Source organism: Lysinibacillus sp. NPDC093216 (genome assembly GCF_050280325.1).
Lineage (GTDB): Bacteria > Bacillota > Bacilli > Bacillales_A > Planococcaceae > Lysinibacillus.
In genome coordinates, this window is record NZ_JBNNVB010000018.1 from 12775 (window position 1) to 29770 (window position 16996).

At 38.0% G+C, this 16996-nt stretch carries 14 protein-coding genes; 6 read left to right on the forward strand and 8 right to left on the reverse strand.

Translation table 11 applies throughout. The annotated features are described in order from the left end of the window. Positions 1-79 precede the first annotated feature (79 nt). Both ACQKOG_RS17985 and ACQKOG_RS17990 read left to right on the forward strand, forming a co-directional pair. Positions 80-1237, forward strand: coding sequence for a transglutaminase domain-containing protein (locus ACQKOG_RS17985; RefSeq protein ID WP_402874496.1), 1158 nt, complete (start codon positions 80-82; stop codon positions 1235-1237). Positions 1238-1340: 103 nt separating this feature from the next. After that, on the forward strand, positions 1341-2642 hold the full coding sequence (locus ACQKOG_RS17990) for a transglutaminase domain-containing protein (RefSeq protein ID WP_427447743.1): 1302 nt from the start codon (positions 1341-1343) through the stop codon (positions 2640-2642). 37 nt (positions 2643-2679) lie between these two features. Here the strand turns inward: ACQKOG_RS17990 and ACQKOG_RS17995 are convergent, their stop codons facing one another. The 6 genes from ACQKOG_RS17995 to ACQKOG_RS18020 form a co-directional block, all read right to left on the reverse strand. Further along, the gene (locus ACQKOG_RS17995; protein ID WP_427447745.1) at positions 2680-2820 is read right to left on the reverse strand and encodes a hypothetical protein; all 141 of its coding nucleotides are present in this window, start codon (positions 2818-2820) and stop codon (positions 2680-2682) included. Between the two features lie 239 nt (positions 2821-3059). Further along, entirely contained in the window at positions 3060-4007 is a 948-nt protein-coding gene (locus ACQKOG_RS18000; protein WP_427447747.1) for an N-acetylglucosamine kinase, read from the reverse strand. Then, a complete protein-coding gene (argH, locus tag ACQKOG_RS18005) occupies positions 4004-5518 on the reverse strand; it encodes an argininosuccinate lyase (RefSeq protein WP_370079552.1) in 1515 nt (504 codons plus the stop codon). The genes ACQKOG_RS18000 and argH overlap by 4 nt, the downstream gene beginning before the upstream one ends. Before the next feature lie 27 nt (positions 5519-5545). Further along, on the reverse strand, positions 5546-7267 hold the full coding sequence (locus tag ACQKOG_RS18010; RefSeq protein WP_370079554.1) for an ABC transporter permease: 1722 nt from the start codon (positions 7265-7267) through the stop codon (positions 5546-5548). Between the two features lie 12 nt (positions 7268-7279). Beyond that, positions 7280-8350 carry an ABC transporter ATP-binding protein gene (locus ACQKOG_RS18015; RefSeq protein WP_427447750.1) on the reverse strand — a complete coding sequence of 357 codons (1071 nt, stop codon included), beginning with the start codon at positions 8348-8350 and terminating at the stop codon, positions 7280-7282. Between the two features lie 485 nt (positions 8351-8835). After that, on the reverse strand, positions 8836-9927 hold the full coding sequence (locus ACQKOG_RS18020) for an extracellular solute-binding protein (protein WP_427447752.1): 1092 nt from the start codon (positions 9925-9927) through the stop codon (positions 8836-8838). A 462-nt stretch (positions 9928-10389) separates the two neighbouring features. Between ACQKOG_RS18020 and ACQKOG_RS18025 the strand changes: the two genes are divergently transcribed. Then, positions 10390-11553, forward strand: a complete 1164-nt coding sequence (locus ACQKOG_RS18025; RefSeq protein ID WP_427447754.1) for a transglutaminase-like domain-containing protein — start codon at positions 10390-10392, stop codon at positions 11551-11553. A 180-nt stretch (positions 11554-11733) separates the two neighbouring features. Here ACQKOG_RS18025 and ACQKOG_RS18030 read toward each other — a convergent pair whose 3' ends face one another. Then, on the reverse strand, positions 11734-12651 hold the full coding sequence (locus ACQKOG_RS18030) for an EamA family transporter (RefSeq protein WP_427447756.1): 918 nt from the start codon (positions 12649-12651) through the stop codon (positions 11734-11736). A gap of 17 nt (positions 12652-12668) precedes the next feature. Continuing rightward, positions 12669-13232 carry a GNAT family N-acetyltransferase gene (locus ACQKOG_RS18035; protein ID WP_427447758.1) on the reverse strand — a complete coding sequence of 188 codons (564 nt, stop codon included), beginning with the start codon at positions 13230-13232 and terminating at the stop codon, positions 12669-12671. Positions 13233-13399: 167 nt separating this feature from the next. On the opposite strand from ACQKOG_RS18035, the gene ACQKOG_RS18040 reads away from it, so the two are divergent. The 3 genes from ACQKOG_RS18040 to ACQKOG_RS18050 all read left to right on the forward strand — a co-directional run bounded on the left by ACQKOG_RS18040 (position 13400) and on the right by ACQKOG_RS18050 (position 16802). Next, complete coding sequence (locus tag ACQKOG_RS18040) at positions 13400-14347, forward strand: carbohydrate kinase family protein (RefSeq protein WP_427447760.1); 948 nt, start codon at positions 13400-13402, stop codon at positions 14345-14347. A 20-nt stretch (positions 14348-14367) separates the two neighbouring features. After that, positions 14368-14799: a protein-tyrosine phosphatase family protein gene (locus tag ACQKOG_RS18045; RefSeq protein ID WP_370079568.1), complete on the forward strand. Its 432-nt coding sequence runs from the start codon at positions 14368-14370 to the stop codon at positions 14797-14799. A gap of 317 nt (positions 14800-15116) precedes the next feature. After that, entirely contained in the window at positions 15117-16802 is a 1686-nt protein-coding gene (locus ACQKOG_RS18050) for a hypothetical protein (protein ID WP_402874532.1), read from the forward strand. The last annotated feature ends 194 nt before the right edge of the window (positions 16803-16996 follow it).

Consider the following 16996-nt stretch of genomic DNA (forward strand, 5'->3'; position numbering starts at 1 on the left):
TGAACTTGTCCGATAGATTTATAGTTCCTTTATCTGTTATTCTGATTACAAGAATATAACAAATGGAAGGTGATTTATTGTGAAGAAATGGTTGATAAGCGGAGCAGCATTACTGATGTTAAGTCCAACAGCAGCCTATGCTCAAAATGCAGACGCTCGCTCAGTAAATACTTCCTCTGTGTTTGCTTATAATGTAGTAGCTGATACAAAAGTAACAACTTGGGATCAATTCACAACAGAAATCGTAAAGCAATTAAATAATTTCGCTCCCGAAATTAAAATTACATATAGTGGATCAATGACTGATTTCAAAAAGAATTTTATGGAGTCCTTTGAAAAAGCACAGGAGCAAGCAGTCTATGCGAGTGGTCATATGGAAAGTACTGCTATTTCTGCAGACTCAACGGGCAATGTGACATTTAAAGTGAAGTATTTGACTAACCAAACACAAGAAGCGGCCGTACAAAAAAAGGTAGATCAAATATTAAAAACGATTATTAAGCCTTCAATGAAAACAGAATTCGAAAAAGTAAAAGCGATTAATGATTATATTGTGTCAAATACAGCATATGGTACTAAAACAAAGGCTAGTCCCCATAGTGCTTATGCATTGTTAATGGAAGGACAAGCTGTATGTCAGGGCTACGCGTTAACAACTTATAAAATGTTAGAACAAGCTGGGTTCGATGTAAAATATGTTGTGGGTACTGTTAATGGTAACGAGGCACATGCATGGAATTTAGTGAAGGTTGATGGTAAATGGTATCATTTAGATACAACATGGAATGATCCATTACCAAATCGTTTCGGTGCTTCTTCGTACGATTATTTTTTAGTAACGGATGCACAGCTTAAGAAAGATCATAAATGGATAGCATCAAATTATCCTGCTGCAACAAGTACAAATTATAGCTATATGCAAAATGTTCATTTTGCATATCAGGTTAATAATACACTGTACTTTAGCAATACGGCAGACAAAGATAAATTGTATACGCTTGATTTAGCAAGCGGTAAGAAAACAAAGGTCATTGATAGACGTGCCTTGTATATTACAGGAGCAGATAACTTTTTATATTTCAGTGATTACAGTAACAGTGGCTACTTAACAAAATTAAATCTTAAAACATTAAAAACTGAGGTGCTCGTGAAGCAAGCAGTTTCTGATTTAAGAATTAATGATAATTATTTAGTTTATAATGTTAATGGCAAAGAACAGAAGTTTAAAATAAAATAAACTTCAAATACTTATCTATTAATAAAATGAAAGCACAAAAGGACTTCCAAGTGAGTCCTTTGTGCTTTTTTTGTATATAATGAAAACAGGATAACGTTTGGAGGTGAGGATTTTGTGGAAAAAATTAGCCATTATCGTAATTTTAATTATTTTTATTGACCCTATTTATACGGCTGGTAAAGCAGTTGTGCAACAAGTAATAACTTGGTCAAATAATGATGAAATAGAAACGATGCTTCTTTCAACAAAGGACAAAATCATAGATGTTACTGCTAAACTTTCAGAGAATGCCTCCATTGAAACGGCCACACCTATAGAAGAAAAGCCAGAAGAAGGAGCCGTTACAGCGCCTGTAGCCAAAAAACCTGAAGCAAAGTTAGTTGTAACAAATGCAAAGGAAATGGCTGATGCGATGTATGCGTACTATAGTAGTTTTTCACCTACGTTTGAGATTCAATATAAAGGCGATACACAAAGAATTGAACAGCTAGTGGAAGAAGCCTATGAAAATGCTATAAAACGAGATGATTATGTATATGGACATATTAGTAAACATTCAATTCGTTTTGAATATGGAAGAAAAACAGCCAAAATCTTTGGAGAGCAAAGCTATTTAATGACACCAGAACAGGCAGCATTCGTTGAAATGAATGTGCAAGAGATTGTAGCCTCTATCAATGAGAAATCGTTAAGTGAAGTAGAGAAGGTTAGGGCGGTCAATGATTATATCGTCGCCAATACCGCCTATACGGATCAAACGAATTCAAGTCCACACAGCGCTTATACAGTGCTTGCAGAACATGGCGGCGTTTGTCAGGGCTATGCATTGCTCGCTCATTCGATGTTACAAAAGCTAGGTATAGAAACAAAATATATCGTAGGCTATGTCGGACAGGAGGGACATGCTTGGAATTTAGTAAAGCTGGATGGTCAATGGTATCACCTCGATACAACATGGAATGACCCGGTGCCTGATCGTAAAGGGGCGGTTCGCTATCAATACTTTTTAGTGGATGATCGAACGATGGCAAAGGATCATACGTGGATTGCTAACGACTACCCGAAAGCAACGAGTACGACGTATAACTACTTTCACAATGTAGATTTCGCTGCACAAGTAGGGCAACAAATATTTTATAGTAATGTTGCTGATGATAATAAATTGTATGTCCTTGATTTAAAAACAGGTAAATCGAAACGCGTCTCTAATTCGCGTGCACAGTACCTCGTTTATGCAGATAGCTGGCTATATTTTAGTAATTATTCACACGGAGCGTATTTAACGAAGATTCGTCCAGATGGAAGCGGAGAACAAATGTTAAATAGGGAAGAAACGAAAGATTTATTTGTGAAGGACAGCTATTTATATTTCACGACAAATGAACTGAAAAAAATGGCACTTTAATGTTAGAACGAAAAAGATGTGAATGACATGCCAGAAGTTACATTTTATGTAGAGTGGTTGATTGGAGTGGAGGCTGGGCGACTCCTTGGGGATCAGCAATAGAGGAACGAAGGCTAAAACCATCACATCCTGTGATAACGCCTTCGTGACCAACATCGTGTTGGCCCAAGCGGCTCATCGGACGCCCCTAGGAAGCTTTGCTCTGTGCGAAAGCGAAGCGTCAGCAACAAATGTTTTAACTGTGCGAAAGCGAAGCGTCAGCAACAAATGTTTTAACTGTGCGAAAGCGAAGCGTCAGCAACAAAGCGCCCAGTCGGAACGGAAATCAACCCCTCGTTTTGCAGAAGAATAGTACTTTGTTTAAATAGACACCTTAATTGAATAATAGTTTTTCAACAACATGAAGAGCCTATGACATTACAAACTGTCATAGGCCATTTTTGTTCGCTTTATAAGATAAAGGATAGGCTGATGCTGACATAGAGAAATCTCAATTTGTGGATACATCGATTTCATTTCATATGAAAAAGTTTTGAAAATTAATGGATTATGCTTAATGGCACCACCATTACAATAAAGGTTGAATGTATCGCCCTTATAGTCAATTTTTTTCAACACAGCGCGTGCAAGGAGTACTAATTCTTGAGCACCACGCTTTGATATTTGAATGGCACATGAATCCTTTTTAGTCACGGCATCTGCCAAAAATGCACCCATTTTTGCAAGCTGCGCGTTCGTGTAGGATGGTCGGAATAGCCATGAAGCTAGCTCTGTAACATCTTGGATTCGTAAGTAATCATAGACAGGACTTTTTAATAGGGTCGGCTCACCACGCCCGTCTTCCATGCGGAAAATGGCGCGTATAACCTCTTGTCCTAACCAATAGCCACTGCCTTCATCTCCTGCACGATGCCCCCAACCACCTGCACGTACTATTTGTGTACCATCAAATGCGTACGCAATGGCTCCTGTTCCAGCAATGAGTAATGCGCCTGCCTGTCCAGCAGTAACACCAAGTAAAGTGGCTTGTGCATCATTTTCTATAATAAGCGTATCTATCTTTAACTGTAATGTAGATAGTGCACTATGAACGATTGCTGATACGGTTTCATGATCTTTGGGAGAATCAATCCCAGCCATTGCAAAGGTAGCAACAGCAATATTTGAATCATCATGCTGTTGTAAAAAGTCCTGCACATTTGCTAATAATGCTTGCAATATTTCTGTAGTAGATGCAGCACCGATTGCTTGATAATTCGAGCCACTTGTTGATGTTGTATATTTTATTTCACCAGACTCGGCATGTACGAGCGCACATGCCGTTTTTGTAGCACCACCGTCAATTATAAGTAGCCATTCCATCATTGATTCCATTCCTCGATTATTACTGTTAATTGTTTTTCTGCCTCAATAATCATAGACTCTTTCAAACTAACCCACTCTTTAAGGTTATGAGAATTTGCCTTGGAGCGTTCAAGAGATTCTTTCATCGTTACGGGCGCTGGACCACCAAATAATGTACGTACACCGACGAAAGTTTCTGGTTTTAATGTGCTATAAAAATCTTCCTCGGAAATTTTTAATGGTTTACCAGTAATTAATTTAGATTGTGTATTGGCAAGACCCCATGTAAGGCTTGCTAGAGATTCCTCCCCATGAGAGAGCAATACTTTAATACATTTACTAACAATACTATGTGCTTGGCGGAAGGAAATCCCTTCAGTGCGCACAAACGTATCGGCGAGCTCTGTCACATTGGCAAAGCTGTTTTCTGCTCGATTTCTTAGTTTTTTCTTGTTTACATCCATCGTGACAACAAGTGAACCAAATAGTTTGTAAATACCTATTAAACGGTCGATGGCGCGCCATAAATAAGGTTGCATATCATCCTCTGTGTCTACGATATCTCCAAAAGGTGTATTATGTACCATTTGTAATACTGTACTAGCATCACCAACAACTGCTGATAGCAATGAACGTGTATGCTCGATCGAAACAGGATTGCGCTTTTGTGGCATGATAGAGCTAACTTGCACGTACGGGCTTGCTAGCGTAAATGCATTGAATTCCTGTGTAGCCCATAGTAAGAAATCTTGGGATGTGCGGCCAAGATTAAGTGCCGCAAGTTGCACGATACTCGCTGCCTCTGCAATATAATCGGCACCAGCAACAGCATCCCACGCATTTTCGATAATATCATCGAATGCCAATAACTCACGCATGCGCTCTCGATTAATATTGAAGCCTGTTGTCGTTAATGCCGCAGCCCCCATGCTACTGCGGTTCACCGTTTTATAGACATGTTGTAAACGTTCAAAGTCTCGTTCAAGTTGATCGATGACAGCTTTCAAATAATGCGCAAAGGTTGTTGGCTGTGCCTGCTGCGTATGTGTATAGCCAATCATAATCGTATCAACGTGCTCCTCAGCAGCTGCGATTAAATCATCCCGTAATGTCAGTAATTCTTGCATAAGCAACAACAATTTTTTTCTTAAAGTCATGCGATAGATGGCAATGCCCATATCATTACGACTTCTACCAATGTGAAGATTCCCTGCAACATCACCAGCAAGCTCTATTAATTTATTTTCGATGCGGAAAAACAAGTCCTCATATCGCGGGCTATAATCCTCTATACGATAATAGTTCAAGTCTAGTTTTTTTAAAGCAGTACCAATTTCTTTAGCTTCTTCTTTTTTGACCAGACCCTGTTCTTCTAACATTTTTAAGTGTGCAATATTGATTTGCAACATAATTGTTAAAAAATTTTTCTTAGCTTCATCGTAAGCTGGTTGCAAGACAATTTTACGATAAATATTAGAAGGGAAGATCATCCCATCTTCTCGCTGGGTCTTGTTGCGGAAATCTTCAAACATAGTTATTGCCTCCTAGTAGATTGGCAGTTATATGGCCGAACCAGCACTGCCTTTAGATAACTTCTCGGAAATAATAAGTACAATTAAAATTAAACAAATTTGTAAGACACCATATGCACAAGCAGTACCAAATTTAAAAGAATACAATTTTTGGAATATCGCCACTGATAATGGGATCGTTGATGTACTGTAAAGAAGAATAGACGCTACGAATTCGCCAAAGCTTTGAACAAGTGCTAGTAATGTACCTGCCAAAATGCCCGTAAATGTAAGCGGTAATACAATACGTCTAAATGAATACCACCATGTTGCACCTAAACTTCGGGATGCTTCTTCGATAGATTGATCTAATTGCACAAGTGATGCCGATGTTGATCGGAAAACAAGAGGTAAATGTCTAATAAAATAAGCTAACGGCAAAATCCAGAACGTCCCGATAAGAACTTGATTAAAGGAAAAGATATTTTCCGTACTAAAGGCTGCAATCAAATTGACAGCTACAACCGTACCTGGTAATGCCCAAGGAACCATGATTAAAATATCGAGTAATGTTTTACCTTTAAAATTTAACCGTACCATAGCATAGGCTGCCGCAACACCGAAAATGATATTGCCGATTGTGGCAACAATCCCCATTCGAACAGAATTCCAAATCGGTCGCCACGTCCGTTCATCTGTAAAAAGAGCGTGATAATGATCCAATGTATAGTCTGTTGGGAGAATTTGCGTTTTCCATGCACCATCAACGGAAAATGAAATTAATATAAGCACTAAAATCGGCAAAATTAAAATTAATGTACCTATGAAAGACGCAATAGTCGCCATAACTTTCATACGTCTTGAAGACACTTCAGATCGATGAACACTAATACCCTTGCTGAGATTTTGGTAATTTCGGCGGTTTTGATACCAGCGCATAATAATTAAAAAGGTAATGGACACAAAGGATAAAATCATAGATTGTGTCGCTGCCATATCTAAATTCCCATTCGTACGTGATAAATAGATTTGCATGGTCATCGTGCGTTCAACACCGAACATTAAAGGTGCAGTGTAGGATGCCATAGAAATCATAAATACGAGTAAGGATGAGGCAACAATCGAGGGTGTTAACATGGGCAGAATAACTTTTATCCATACTCGAACACGCCCGGCACCTAAGCTTGTTGCGGCTTCTTCTAAAGCTGGATCAAGACCTTTTATAGCTGCTGAGGCGGTTAAGTAGAAGTAAGTGTACATCGTGAATGTATGTACTATGATAACCCCCCATATGCCTTTTAATGAAAATGGAACTTGCTCTAAACCGAAAAGGTGCTGAAACGCACGTGGGAATATACCACTCTCACCATACAAAAATGTAAAGGACAGCACACCTACTAACGGCGGAAGAGCCATGGGTACCAATACTAAAACAGAGAGTATCCGTCTGCCTGGGAAATCATAGCGTTCCAATAAAAATGCCATAGCTACACCGACGATTGCACAGCAAATAACACTGATAACGGATATATAAATACTAGTCCACAATGCCTCTATATTTGCTGGGCTAGCTATACTAAAGAAATTTTTATAATTAGATAGTGCATCATCACCAGAAAAGCTTTCTGTAAAAGTTTGATAGAACGGGTATACTACATAGGCAAACAACACTAAAAATAAAGGTGCAACTAAAATATAGACAAACCAATTTGACCTAGTTAGTCGTGTCCATGCATTTCCTTCAGAAGGATTGAGGTGTGTTTTTTCCATGTTGTTACCCTCCTATTCTCCCAAAAAATACAGTGAATCTTGGGCTATATTTAAGGTGATGTCTTCGCCAATTTTTTTCAATTGACCGTTCATATTGATAATCATTACTTTTAGTGAAAAATCTAGACATTCTACAATATAGTTGACACTAATTCCTGTAAATTCAACAAAAGTGATTTTACCTGTTAATGTGTTTTCACCAGTACCTTGACTAATAGATTCAGGACGAATAGAAATAAACACTTTGTCTCCAATCATATGCGTTAAAGTGGGGGAGCTTTGTTGCTTTCGCCCAGTCAAAACAAGTCCACTTGCTGTTTTTACTTGTACATCGTCACCATTAACAGCATCAATTATCGCCTCAATTAAGTTTGTCTCACCAATAAAATCTGCGACGAAGCGGTTAGAAGGTCGATTATAAATTTCTTGCGGAGTACCGACTTGTCTGACGTTCCCATTTTCCATGACCATTATCCGATCTGACATGGACATAGCTTCCATTTGATCATGCGTAACATAGATGGTTGTAACACCGAGCTCGGATTGAATACGTTTTATTTCAACGCGCGTTTCTTCGCGTAATTTAGCATCTAAATTCGACAATGGCTCGTCTAACAATAAAATATCGGGCTCTATCACAAGTGCTCTTGCCAATGCAACCCGTTGCTGCTGCCCACCAGATAATTCATTAATTTTCCGATTACCATATTGCGATAAATGAACGAGCCCTCTAATACGGTCAACCTTTCGTTTGATCTCCGACTTCGAAAATTTTCGTACTTGTAAGCCAAAGGCAATATTTTCATCTACCGTCATATGTGGAAAGAGGGCATAATTTTGAAACACCATACCGATATTCCGTTTATTAGGTTGAAGTCTTGTCACATCAAAATCATCAAAAAGAATTTTCCCTTCTGTTGGGTAATAAAAGCCGGCTATCATCCTTAATGTAGTCGTTTTCCCACAACCACTTGGGCCGAGGAAGGTGAAAAATTCACCAGCTTTAATATGAAGATCTAAATCTTTTACGCCATGAATGTGACCGAACTTCTTAGAGACATTTTTTATTTTGACACTTTTCAACTGAAATGCTCCTTTCCCGTTAGAAAATTAGTTACATGAAGCCTCGAGCAAAAATATACTCGAGGCTTAAAGATATGAACAATATTCATAGATGTCTTATGATATTAAAAGGCTCATCACCATAACGTGGGGTTGATTTCCGTTCCGACTGGGCGCTTTGTTGCTGACGCTTCGCTTTCGCACAGATAAAACATTTGCCGCTGACGCTTCGCTTTCGCGCAGAGCAGAGCTTCCTGGGGGCGTCCGATGAGCAGCTTCGCTTCGCTGCAGGGTCTCGGGCCAACACGATGTTGGTCACGAAGGCGTTATCACAGGATGTGATGGTTTTAGCCTTCGTTCCTCTATCGCTGATCCCCAAGGAGTCGCCCAGTCTCCACTCCAATCAACTTATATGCATGACATACGTTTTAACAAATATCATTCCTGATTTTTTGTGAGTAACCTGTTAGCAACATAGGACAGGTTCACAACTTTTTAATTCTCGATCACTTTTTTCCGCGCCCTTTAATATTATTATCCCAATGCTCCATCCATTCAGCTTCTTTATCAGTCATGAGTTTCCAGTCTATATCAAACGTTTTTAAGTCTAATTCTTTATACCACTCAGGCATTGCGGCTTTATCGATATCGGAGCGAGTAGGAATTTGATAGTAATCGTTTGCTAGCTGAGTGACCAGTCCTTTTTCAAATAAGAACTCTACGAAGAGCTTTGCATTTTCTAAGTTTTTGGCATTATTGACAACAGCAACACCATCAACTAAAATCGGTGCACCACTTTTCGGATAAATATAATCAAACGGATAATCAGTCGTATATTTCTTTAATAAAATATCTTGTAAATTCCATAAAGAAATACTGCCTTCTTGTCGTGTCATCTTTAAATAAAGTGCATTTGGATCTTGTGTATATTCCTTCGTGTTGGCATCTAATTTTAATAACCAATCGTAGCCCTTCTCAGGCGAATCTGCACCTTGACGTAAAATCATAGATGAATAAATAGTACGCATCGTCCCAGATGCTAACACACCACGAATTAAAATTTTATCTTTCCACTTTGGATCTAATAAATCATCCCAATCTTGTGGACCCGTTTCTTTCGTTAATACATCCTTGTTAATCATAATGACTTCTGGCAGTAACATTTCACCAAACCAACGACCATCTTGATCTTTATAAGCCGCATCAATGGAGTCGTTAAAGCTAGGCTTCCAAGCTTGAAGCAAACCTTCATTGGCGCCTACAGTTAGTGCAGATTGCGTACCGCCCCACCAAAAATCAGCTTGAGGATTTGCTTTTTCACCACGTAGGCGTTCTAAAATTTGCTGTGCGCCCATCGTTAAAAATTCCACTTCAATGTCCGGATACTTTTCATTAAACTGATTGATTACCTTTTGCACCATCTCTTCATCGCGTCCTGTATAAATAACAAGCTTTCCAGATGGCGTAGCCGCTACATCGGTCTTTTCAGAACTGGACGTTTTGCCGCTATCTTTTGTAGCAGCCTTGTCATTACTACAAGCAGCTAAGACGATAACCATCAGCACAAGTAAAAAACCGAAGATACGTGTTCTCTGCATAATCTTCCTCCTCCCTATAGTGAAAAACTTACATACTATCAGTATAATACTAAAACCCGACATTAATGTTAGAATAATTAAAAAATTATAATTAGATTCATCATAACTATGTAAATACTAGATAGCAATAGTGCTTCACTAAAGTTGGAAACTCTTTAAAGTAGCGGAGAGTTTCAAGTTTAAGAGTTTTGAGGATAGATTATTACAAAAGTGAACAAAAGTTGATTTTGGTGATTTTGAAATGAATGCTACGATTTTAAAAACTGTTCGAATTGTTTATGTGCTTGCTGGGGGTATCCTAGACAAAAACTTTTAGATATCTATATTGATTCCTAGTTATGTAGGCAATATTTGATTTCTGCTTTATATAAGGTTAAGGTGAATATTGTTAATTAATTTAAATAATAACAATATTTTACTGAATTTCTAACTTTAATATATGAATGAAAGAGGATAAAAACTATGGGTAAAACTGTGACAGTTGATTTTTTTTATAGAAATGAACTGTGTGAAAAGCTAGAACTTTGGATGATTATGCCTCCTGCTATTCAATTTAACGAGAATAATGTGAAGCCCGATCAAGTTACAAATATTCCAACAGGAGAGAAACTAGGGTACTATATTTTAAACAAAGATCAGAGCTTACATCTTAATTATGAAATAGAATTATATAGTACTAAGAATGAAAAGAAGACAATGACGGATGAGGAAAGAAATTTTTATTTAAGAAATACTATTCTTTCACCAATAAATACAGAAACTACAAAATTAGCAAAAGAAATAACTAGCCAACAGAAAAGTGATCATGAAAAAGCGCGTGCTATTTTTCATTATATAGTAGAAAATTATCGCTATATTTATCCCCCGAGTAGTAGGGGTGTTCACTCGTTTCTCGAAGCAAAAGAAGGTGATTGTGGGGAATTTTCATTTCTTTTTACCGCACTATGTAGAGCATTAAAAATACCAGCAAGGACAGTAGTTGGAAGCTGGGCATATGGGAAAATGAATGCCCATGTTTGGAACGAGTTTTTTATAGAAGATGAAGGTTGGATTTCAGTCGATACAAGTATGGCCTACATACAAAAGAAACAACCATTTAGGTTTTTTGATAGTTCTTTAAAGACGTTACATTGGAAAAAATATTTTGGTGAAACTGAAGGACAACGAGTGGTTTTTTCTAAAGATACGGAAATAGAGTTACTACCAAAATATAAGAATGATGAAGAAGCCTTTACTTTAAATCCCATTCTCATTAATGGGGATCCTTTTTGTTGGGGACAGCAATCCCTTAACGGGAGAGCTCCTTACTTACAACATATATATGTAAAATATGAACAAAATGATGATTCATTTCCATTGGTAGATACATCACATTTATTTGGAACTTGGAAAATACGAGAACATGGAATAAAGCGTTTTTTTAAACGCCCAAAAGAATTTTTACTGATGATCGCTTTACTGACTATGGCTTTCAATTTTGTCTTTCAAAGCTTCTATTTAGAGGTAACTTATAAATTGACGTTTATTATATTCTTTTTATGTTTCATATTTAGAAGAGAGCGTATTATTATTTTTAGCGTTTTTTTATTGGTTATGACTTTATCTCTGTTATCAACTTTAAATTAAGGGTGTACATAACATTGTACTAGGCGATGAAAACGACAATTTTAGACTAAACGAAAGCTTAACACGCGCGCAGATTACGGCGTTTATGTATCTAGCACTTGGTTTATAAAAGTTAATAATGAAACAAGGGAGATATATCAAAAAATGATACATCTCCCTTTCTAATGTAGATTAAAGTATTTACTTACTAATAGGCTCTAAAGATTTTTTCTTTTGTCGTCGTTGCGAAAGTATTGTCGGTAACATCATACCTAAAATAACTAAAATAATACCCGCTATTTGTAAAGAAGTTAATGGTTCATGTAGAACAATAACTGAAACGGTTACGGCAACAGGCAGCTCCATAGCACTTAAAATAGAGGCAAGAGCTCCTCCCACTTTCGGAACAGCTATAGAGAATAAATAAATTGGTAAAATAATACCAAATAGCCCCAGTGCTAGTCCGAATTTCCATAATCCCCCGGCGAATAATTTGCCGTTCCAAAGTACTTCAGGGTTTAGGAAAATACTAATCATGATCAGAGCGACAAAGGAAACAATCAACACGCGTGATGTAGTTGTAATACCTTCCACGTGACGAGAGTTAAATTGGATAAAGCAAGCAAAAGTAAAGGCAGCAGCAAAACCTAGTAGCCAGCCTTGAATAGCAATACCACTTAAATCTACATTTAGTACGCCAGCAGCTAAAATAGTTCCAGCAAATAATACAATGATGGAAATCACTTCAGCCCGACTTGGTAAGCGTTTATGAAGCGCGCAATCTATTAATAAGCCGATCCACGTGAATTGGAAGAGCATTACTACTGCAAGAGAGGCTGGTAGATACTTTAATGATTCGCCGTATATAATTCCTGTAGTTCCGGTAAATATCCCGGCGCACACCAAAATAAGCAGTCCCTTTTTAGAAAGCTTCGGTAATTGTCTTTGTGTCACTATAAAAATAGTTGCAACAAGCATAAAGCCAATAATATATTGACTTGATACTGCCTCTCCTGTTGTAAAGCCATGCTGCATAGCTACTTTGACAATTGTCGATAGTACACCGTAGCTACTAGAAGCAATGACAATTAAAAGAGGATAAAATAAATTTTTCTTCATGTTTTTTGTTTCACTTCCTAAAATTGCTTCACCATATGATGAAAGGGTTCATCAATTATGGACCATGGCTCTGTAATGACAAAGCCCATGCGTTCATAAAGGCGACGAGCGTCTTCTTTTTCCGTTTCAACATTTAATGATAATTTTGTATAGCCTCGTTTTTGTGTTTCCCCTATGGCAAATTGTAGTAATAATGTTCCTATCCCTTTACCACGAGCTTCTGGTGCTACACAAATAGTATCAATATAATATTCATCTTCATGAGCTTCTTTATCGATGATGATGGATGGCGCATTTTTTTCTTCAAGCCATTTTACGAGATTTGCATCCATATGAATGGCTTCGACACCATTATAGTAAACAAGAGTTCCTAATACTTGCTCATTCTCAATAGCAACAAAAGTATTTAAATAGGAATGTCGATTGTCCTCACGCTTGAATAGTCCAGTAAGTTCTTGTTCAACGGCTTTCGCTGTTTGTTCACCTGTTAAACGGTTGGCAATATCACCAATCGCATCAATAATTAATGGTACAACGGCATGGGCATCCTGTGGTTGCGCTTGTCGAATTGTAATACTCATTGTCAAAATCCCCACCTTTCTATAGGCAAGTATAACAAAGATAGAGCATGACTCAAGTTTTTGAGAAAATGGTGATATTCTGATACTATTTTTCCGAAAGTTTAAAACTTTATACGATATCAGATTTCGTGTTAATCTATAATGACTAGAGTTTCGGGAGGACAACAATGACAAAGGAAGATAAGGACTATATTTTAGTTTATGGAGATGCTTTTATTGACTATATCGCAGATGATGTAACAAACACATCTTTTACTAAATATATGGGTGGTGCAACGGTAAATGTTGCTGCGGGAATTAGCCGTATCGGGGCTCCATCTGCATTAATTACGATCACAGGAGATGACGAAGGCTCTCAGTTTGTTCGAGATGGCCTTGCGCAAGAAGGGGTAAGCCTGGATTATGCAGTATTTAACCCTACGAAGCGTGTTAGCGGTGTCTATGTACATTTAACAGAAGCATGTGAGCGAATTTTTAAAGATTATGTCGATGAGACGCCAGATTTACAAGTAGAAGCAACACAATTAAATGAAGCAGCTTTTAAACATGCATCTGCTTTAACTGTTTGCTCAGGTACAATGTTCCATCCTACAGCCCTTGATACAACACGCGCTGCTGTAGAGATGGCGAAGGAAAAAGGGGCAATTATCGCAATGGATGCGAATATTCGTCCTCTACGCTGGAGCAGTGAGCAAGTTTGCCGCGAAACGATCACGTCATTTTTTGAGCACGTAGATATTTTAAAGGTAACTGATGAAGAATTATTTTTCCTGACAGAAACAACTAGCTTGGAAGAGGGCATTGAGCAATTAAACAGTTATTTAGTGCCTATTATTTTAGTAACAGTAGGGGAAAATGGCACATATGCGGTATTAAATGGTGAGGTTATCCATGTACCGACAGAAAAGGTTGTGCCAGTAGATACTACAGGTGCCGGAGATGCATTTATGGCTGGTGTATTACGCGATGTTCATTATAATGGTTTACCTACAACGGAAGAGGAACTTGTTCGTTGTGTAAGCTTTGGTAATAAGCTTGGTGCTTTAGCAGCTACTAAAGCAGGGGCATTAACGGCTCTTCCATTTTATGATGATATTAAGCATTTACTTAAATAGTCGTTTGGAGCGTGCATACAATGGAGAAAAATTACGATGTATTAGTGAAGGATCGATTATTCTTTGGCGGTGCGAAAGATGCAGATTTAGCTTTTGAACAAGAAACGGTTGATATCGTCATTGATGTTCGAGTAAATGGCTTATCTAATGAGGAGCAAGAAGCGGCTTCATATGCGTACAAGCATATGCCAATTGCTGATGAGGACATAGAAGTAGCACCATCTATTCAAAAAGTTGCGAAAGAAATTGTTTCTGCCTATGAGAATGGGCAGAAAGTGTACTTCCATTGCGGAAGCGGGGGAGGTCGCGCTGGAGTGGCTGCCACTGCTGTATTAATGGAGCTTGGCATGGCCAATTCTCTAGAGGAAGCGGAAGTGGCCGTAAAGAACGCCCGCCCACAAGTAACAATTCGTCCAAAAATGGCAGATGCGTTGCAGAAGCTATACAAATAAATGAGAAGATGTACCAAAAGGTTATTTCAACTTTGGTACATCTTCTTTTTTAGTTAGCTCTTTGAAGGGTGAATGTTGATAAAAATTAAAAGTTGGGTGATAAAACATGAAACTTAATCGATAAAAATTAACTTCTTTCAGCGGGTGCCCAAACATCCGCTGAAAGAAGAAGACGCCCCTCAGGAAAGCGCCCAGTCGAAACGAAAATCAATCCCATAATGGGGATCAGCACAAAAAATAATAAATTGGTTTATTTTTGGAAATGTTTTTCACTTTAATGTTTGTAAGTTGAAAATACAAATTTAGGAGTGAATCAATTGACTACATTTACACCCTTACAAGAGGCTCAAGCCTTTACAGAAGCTTTTCTATTGTCTAATGAGCAGGAATCTTTAAACCATCCTTATAAGAAGGATAAAGGTCGATATCCACGAGTGCGGAAATTTTTCCAAAATCATTTATTAAATGGTACAGGTGATGCTTCCACATATCAACAAGGTGTTGGGCAATTAATGATGTTCTGCGCCCAGTTCGCTCAACAAAAGGCATTGGTTGGAGAGCGTGATGCAGTTTACAAGGAAATGGTTAATACGGTTATTCCTAAGCTTTTGGAAAGAACATATAATTTCCCGTCAATCAATCCATTAGCAGGCTTTCTTTATCTTGGTGTAGCAATGCTTAAGAAGTTGGATGAATCTCAAAGTGATGTATCACTTTTTAATGTAGATGAGTTGTTAGTGCGATACCGAGACTATTTTGCTAATGAAGTATTAAGTTCTATAGAATACCATGCTTTAATGTATCATCGGACTCCGTCTGCTTGGACATACAATGATTCAGAAAAAGCGTACCGTTTTGCTACTGGACCATATTCGGGTCAAATAGGATATTGGATAACTACCGCAGATTTATCCACCGATCCTCAAAAAAAATACTTAGAGATGCCAACAGTTCTTGACAGCTCAGGACAAGTTTCTTTTGCTGCTATTCAACCAGGAACAAGTGGTAGAGATTATATAGATCACCATTCCTATTTCAACACTAAAAACCAGCGATTTATTCTTAACGAATCGCTAAATACAATTGCTTTATGGATGGCGGCACATGTTTATGATGTAAAAGTGAATAAGACTGGAGCTTCATTAAATCCTGCCTATAACTTGAAAAATGCTATCAGAGATGTTCTTAGCTATACCCATTGGGGTTCAAATACGTCAGTTGCTAATGATTCTAAAGGGTGTTTTCAACAAGAGCCTTTTAACGATGCATTAACTGCTAAAAGAGTTCTTCCGGTTCATGGATATTCCGAAGTAAACTTAACGAATAATATGCTGCGATCTCGATTTGATTCTCCAGCATATAATACATTTGCAATGACATTCTTACAAATCTTTGCAAGCTTGATTGAAAATCCAACAGTTTCATCATGGTACAATCTTGTTCCAAATTCTGATTCGGATTCTGGAATTATGGTCGCTCAGATGATTAATACCTACCAAGATATTTTTACAAACTATTCAACTATCAAAAACACTTTAATTAATAATTTGTTTAGCCAAGCTAAATATTGGGGTATGTACATTCCGGAAAATGCTATGTTAGGTTCATCCGAGTTGATTAAAAATCCGTGGCAAATACCTAATAAGGGCGAGGGGATCAATCAAGCCATGGTCGGATTGTTCAATGTTTATCCTGGATTCACAGGTCAAGGATTTGCAAGTATAAATAATAAAATCGGGGAAGCAGTTAAACTCCAACTTGAAGTTGGTCGAGCATTACATGGTCAAAGTACCTTCCCATCACACGGTCGTTCAGGTCTTTGGGATTTAGCCCGCTTAGATATATTAGCTGATGCTTCAAATACAGGTGGGACTGTTAGCTCGGCTACAGACCTAACAACTACTGATAAAGAATCTCCAAACTGTGCTGGAGCACGTCGCACATTCTACGCTTTAGCTATGGCGTTAGCAGTCGATGGTCCTAACGGTTTTGATTCGAATTAATGTATACCCAATTTAGGTGAAGAAACATATGGATGATATTTGTTAAATTGATCAGAGTGAAGGCTGAGTGACTCCTTGGGAATCAGGATCATTGATGAGATCTTGTAGCGCAAGCGATGCGGCTCATCGGACGCCCCGGGAAAGTGCTCAGCCGGAATGTTTATAACTGTAGATACATAAATTTGTGCTATACA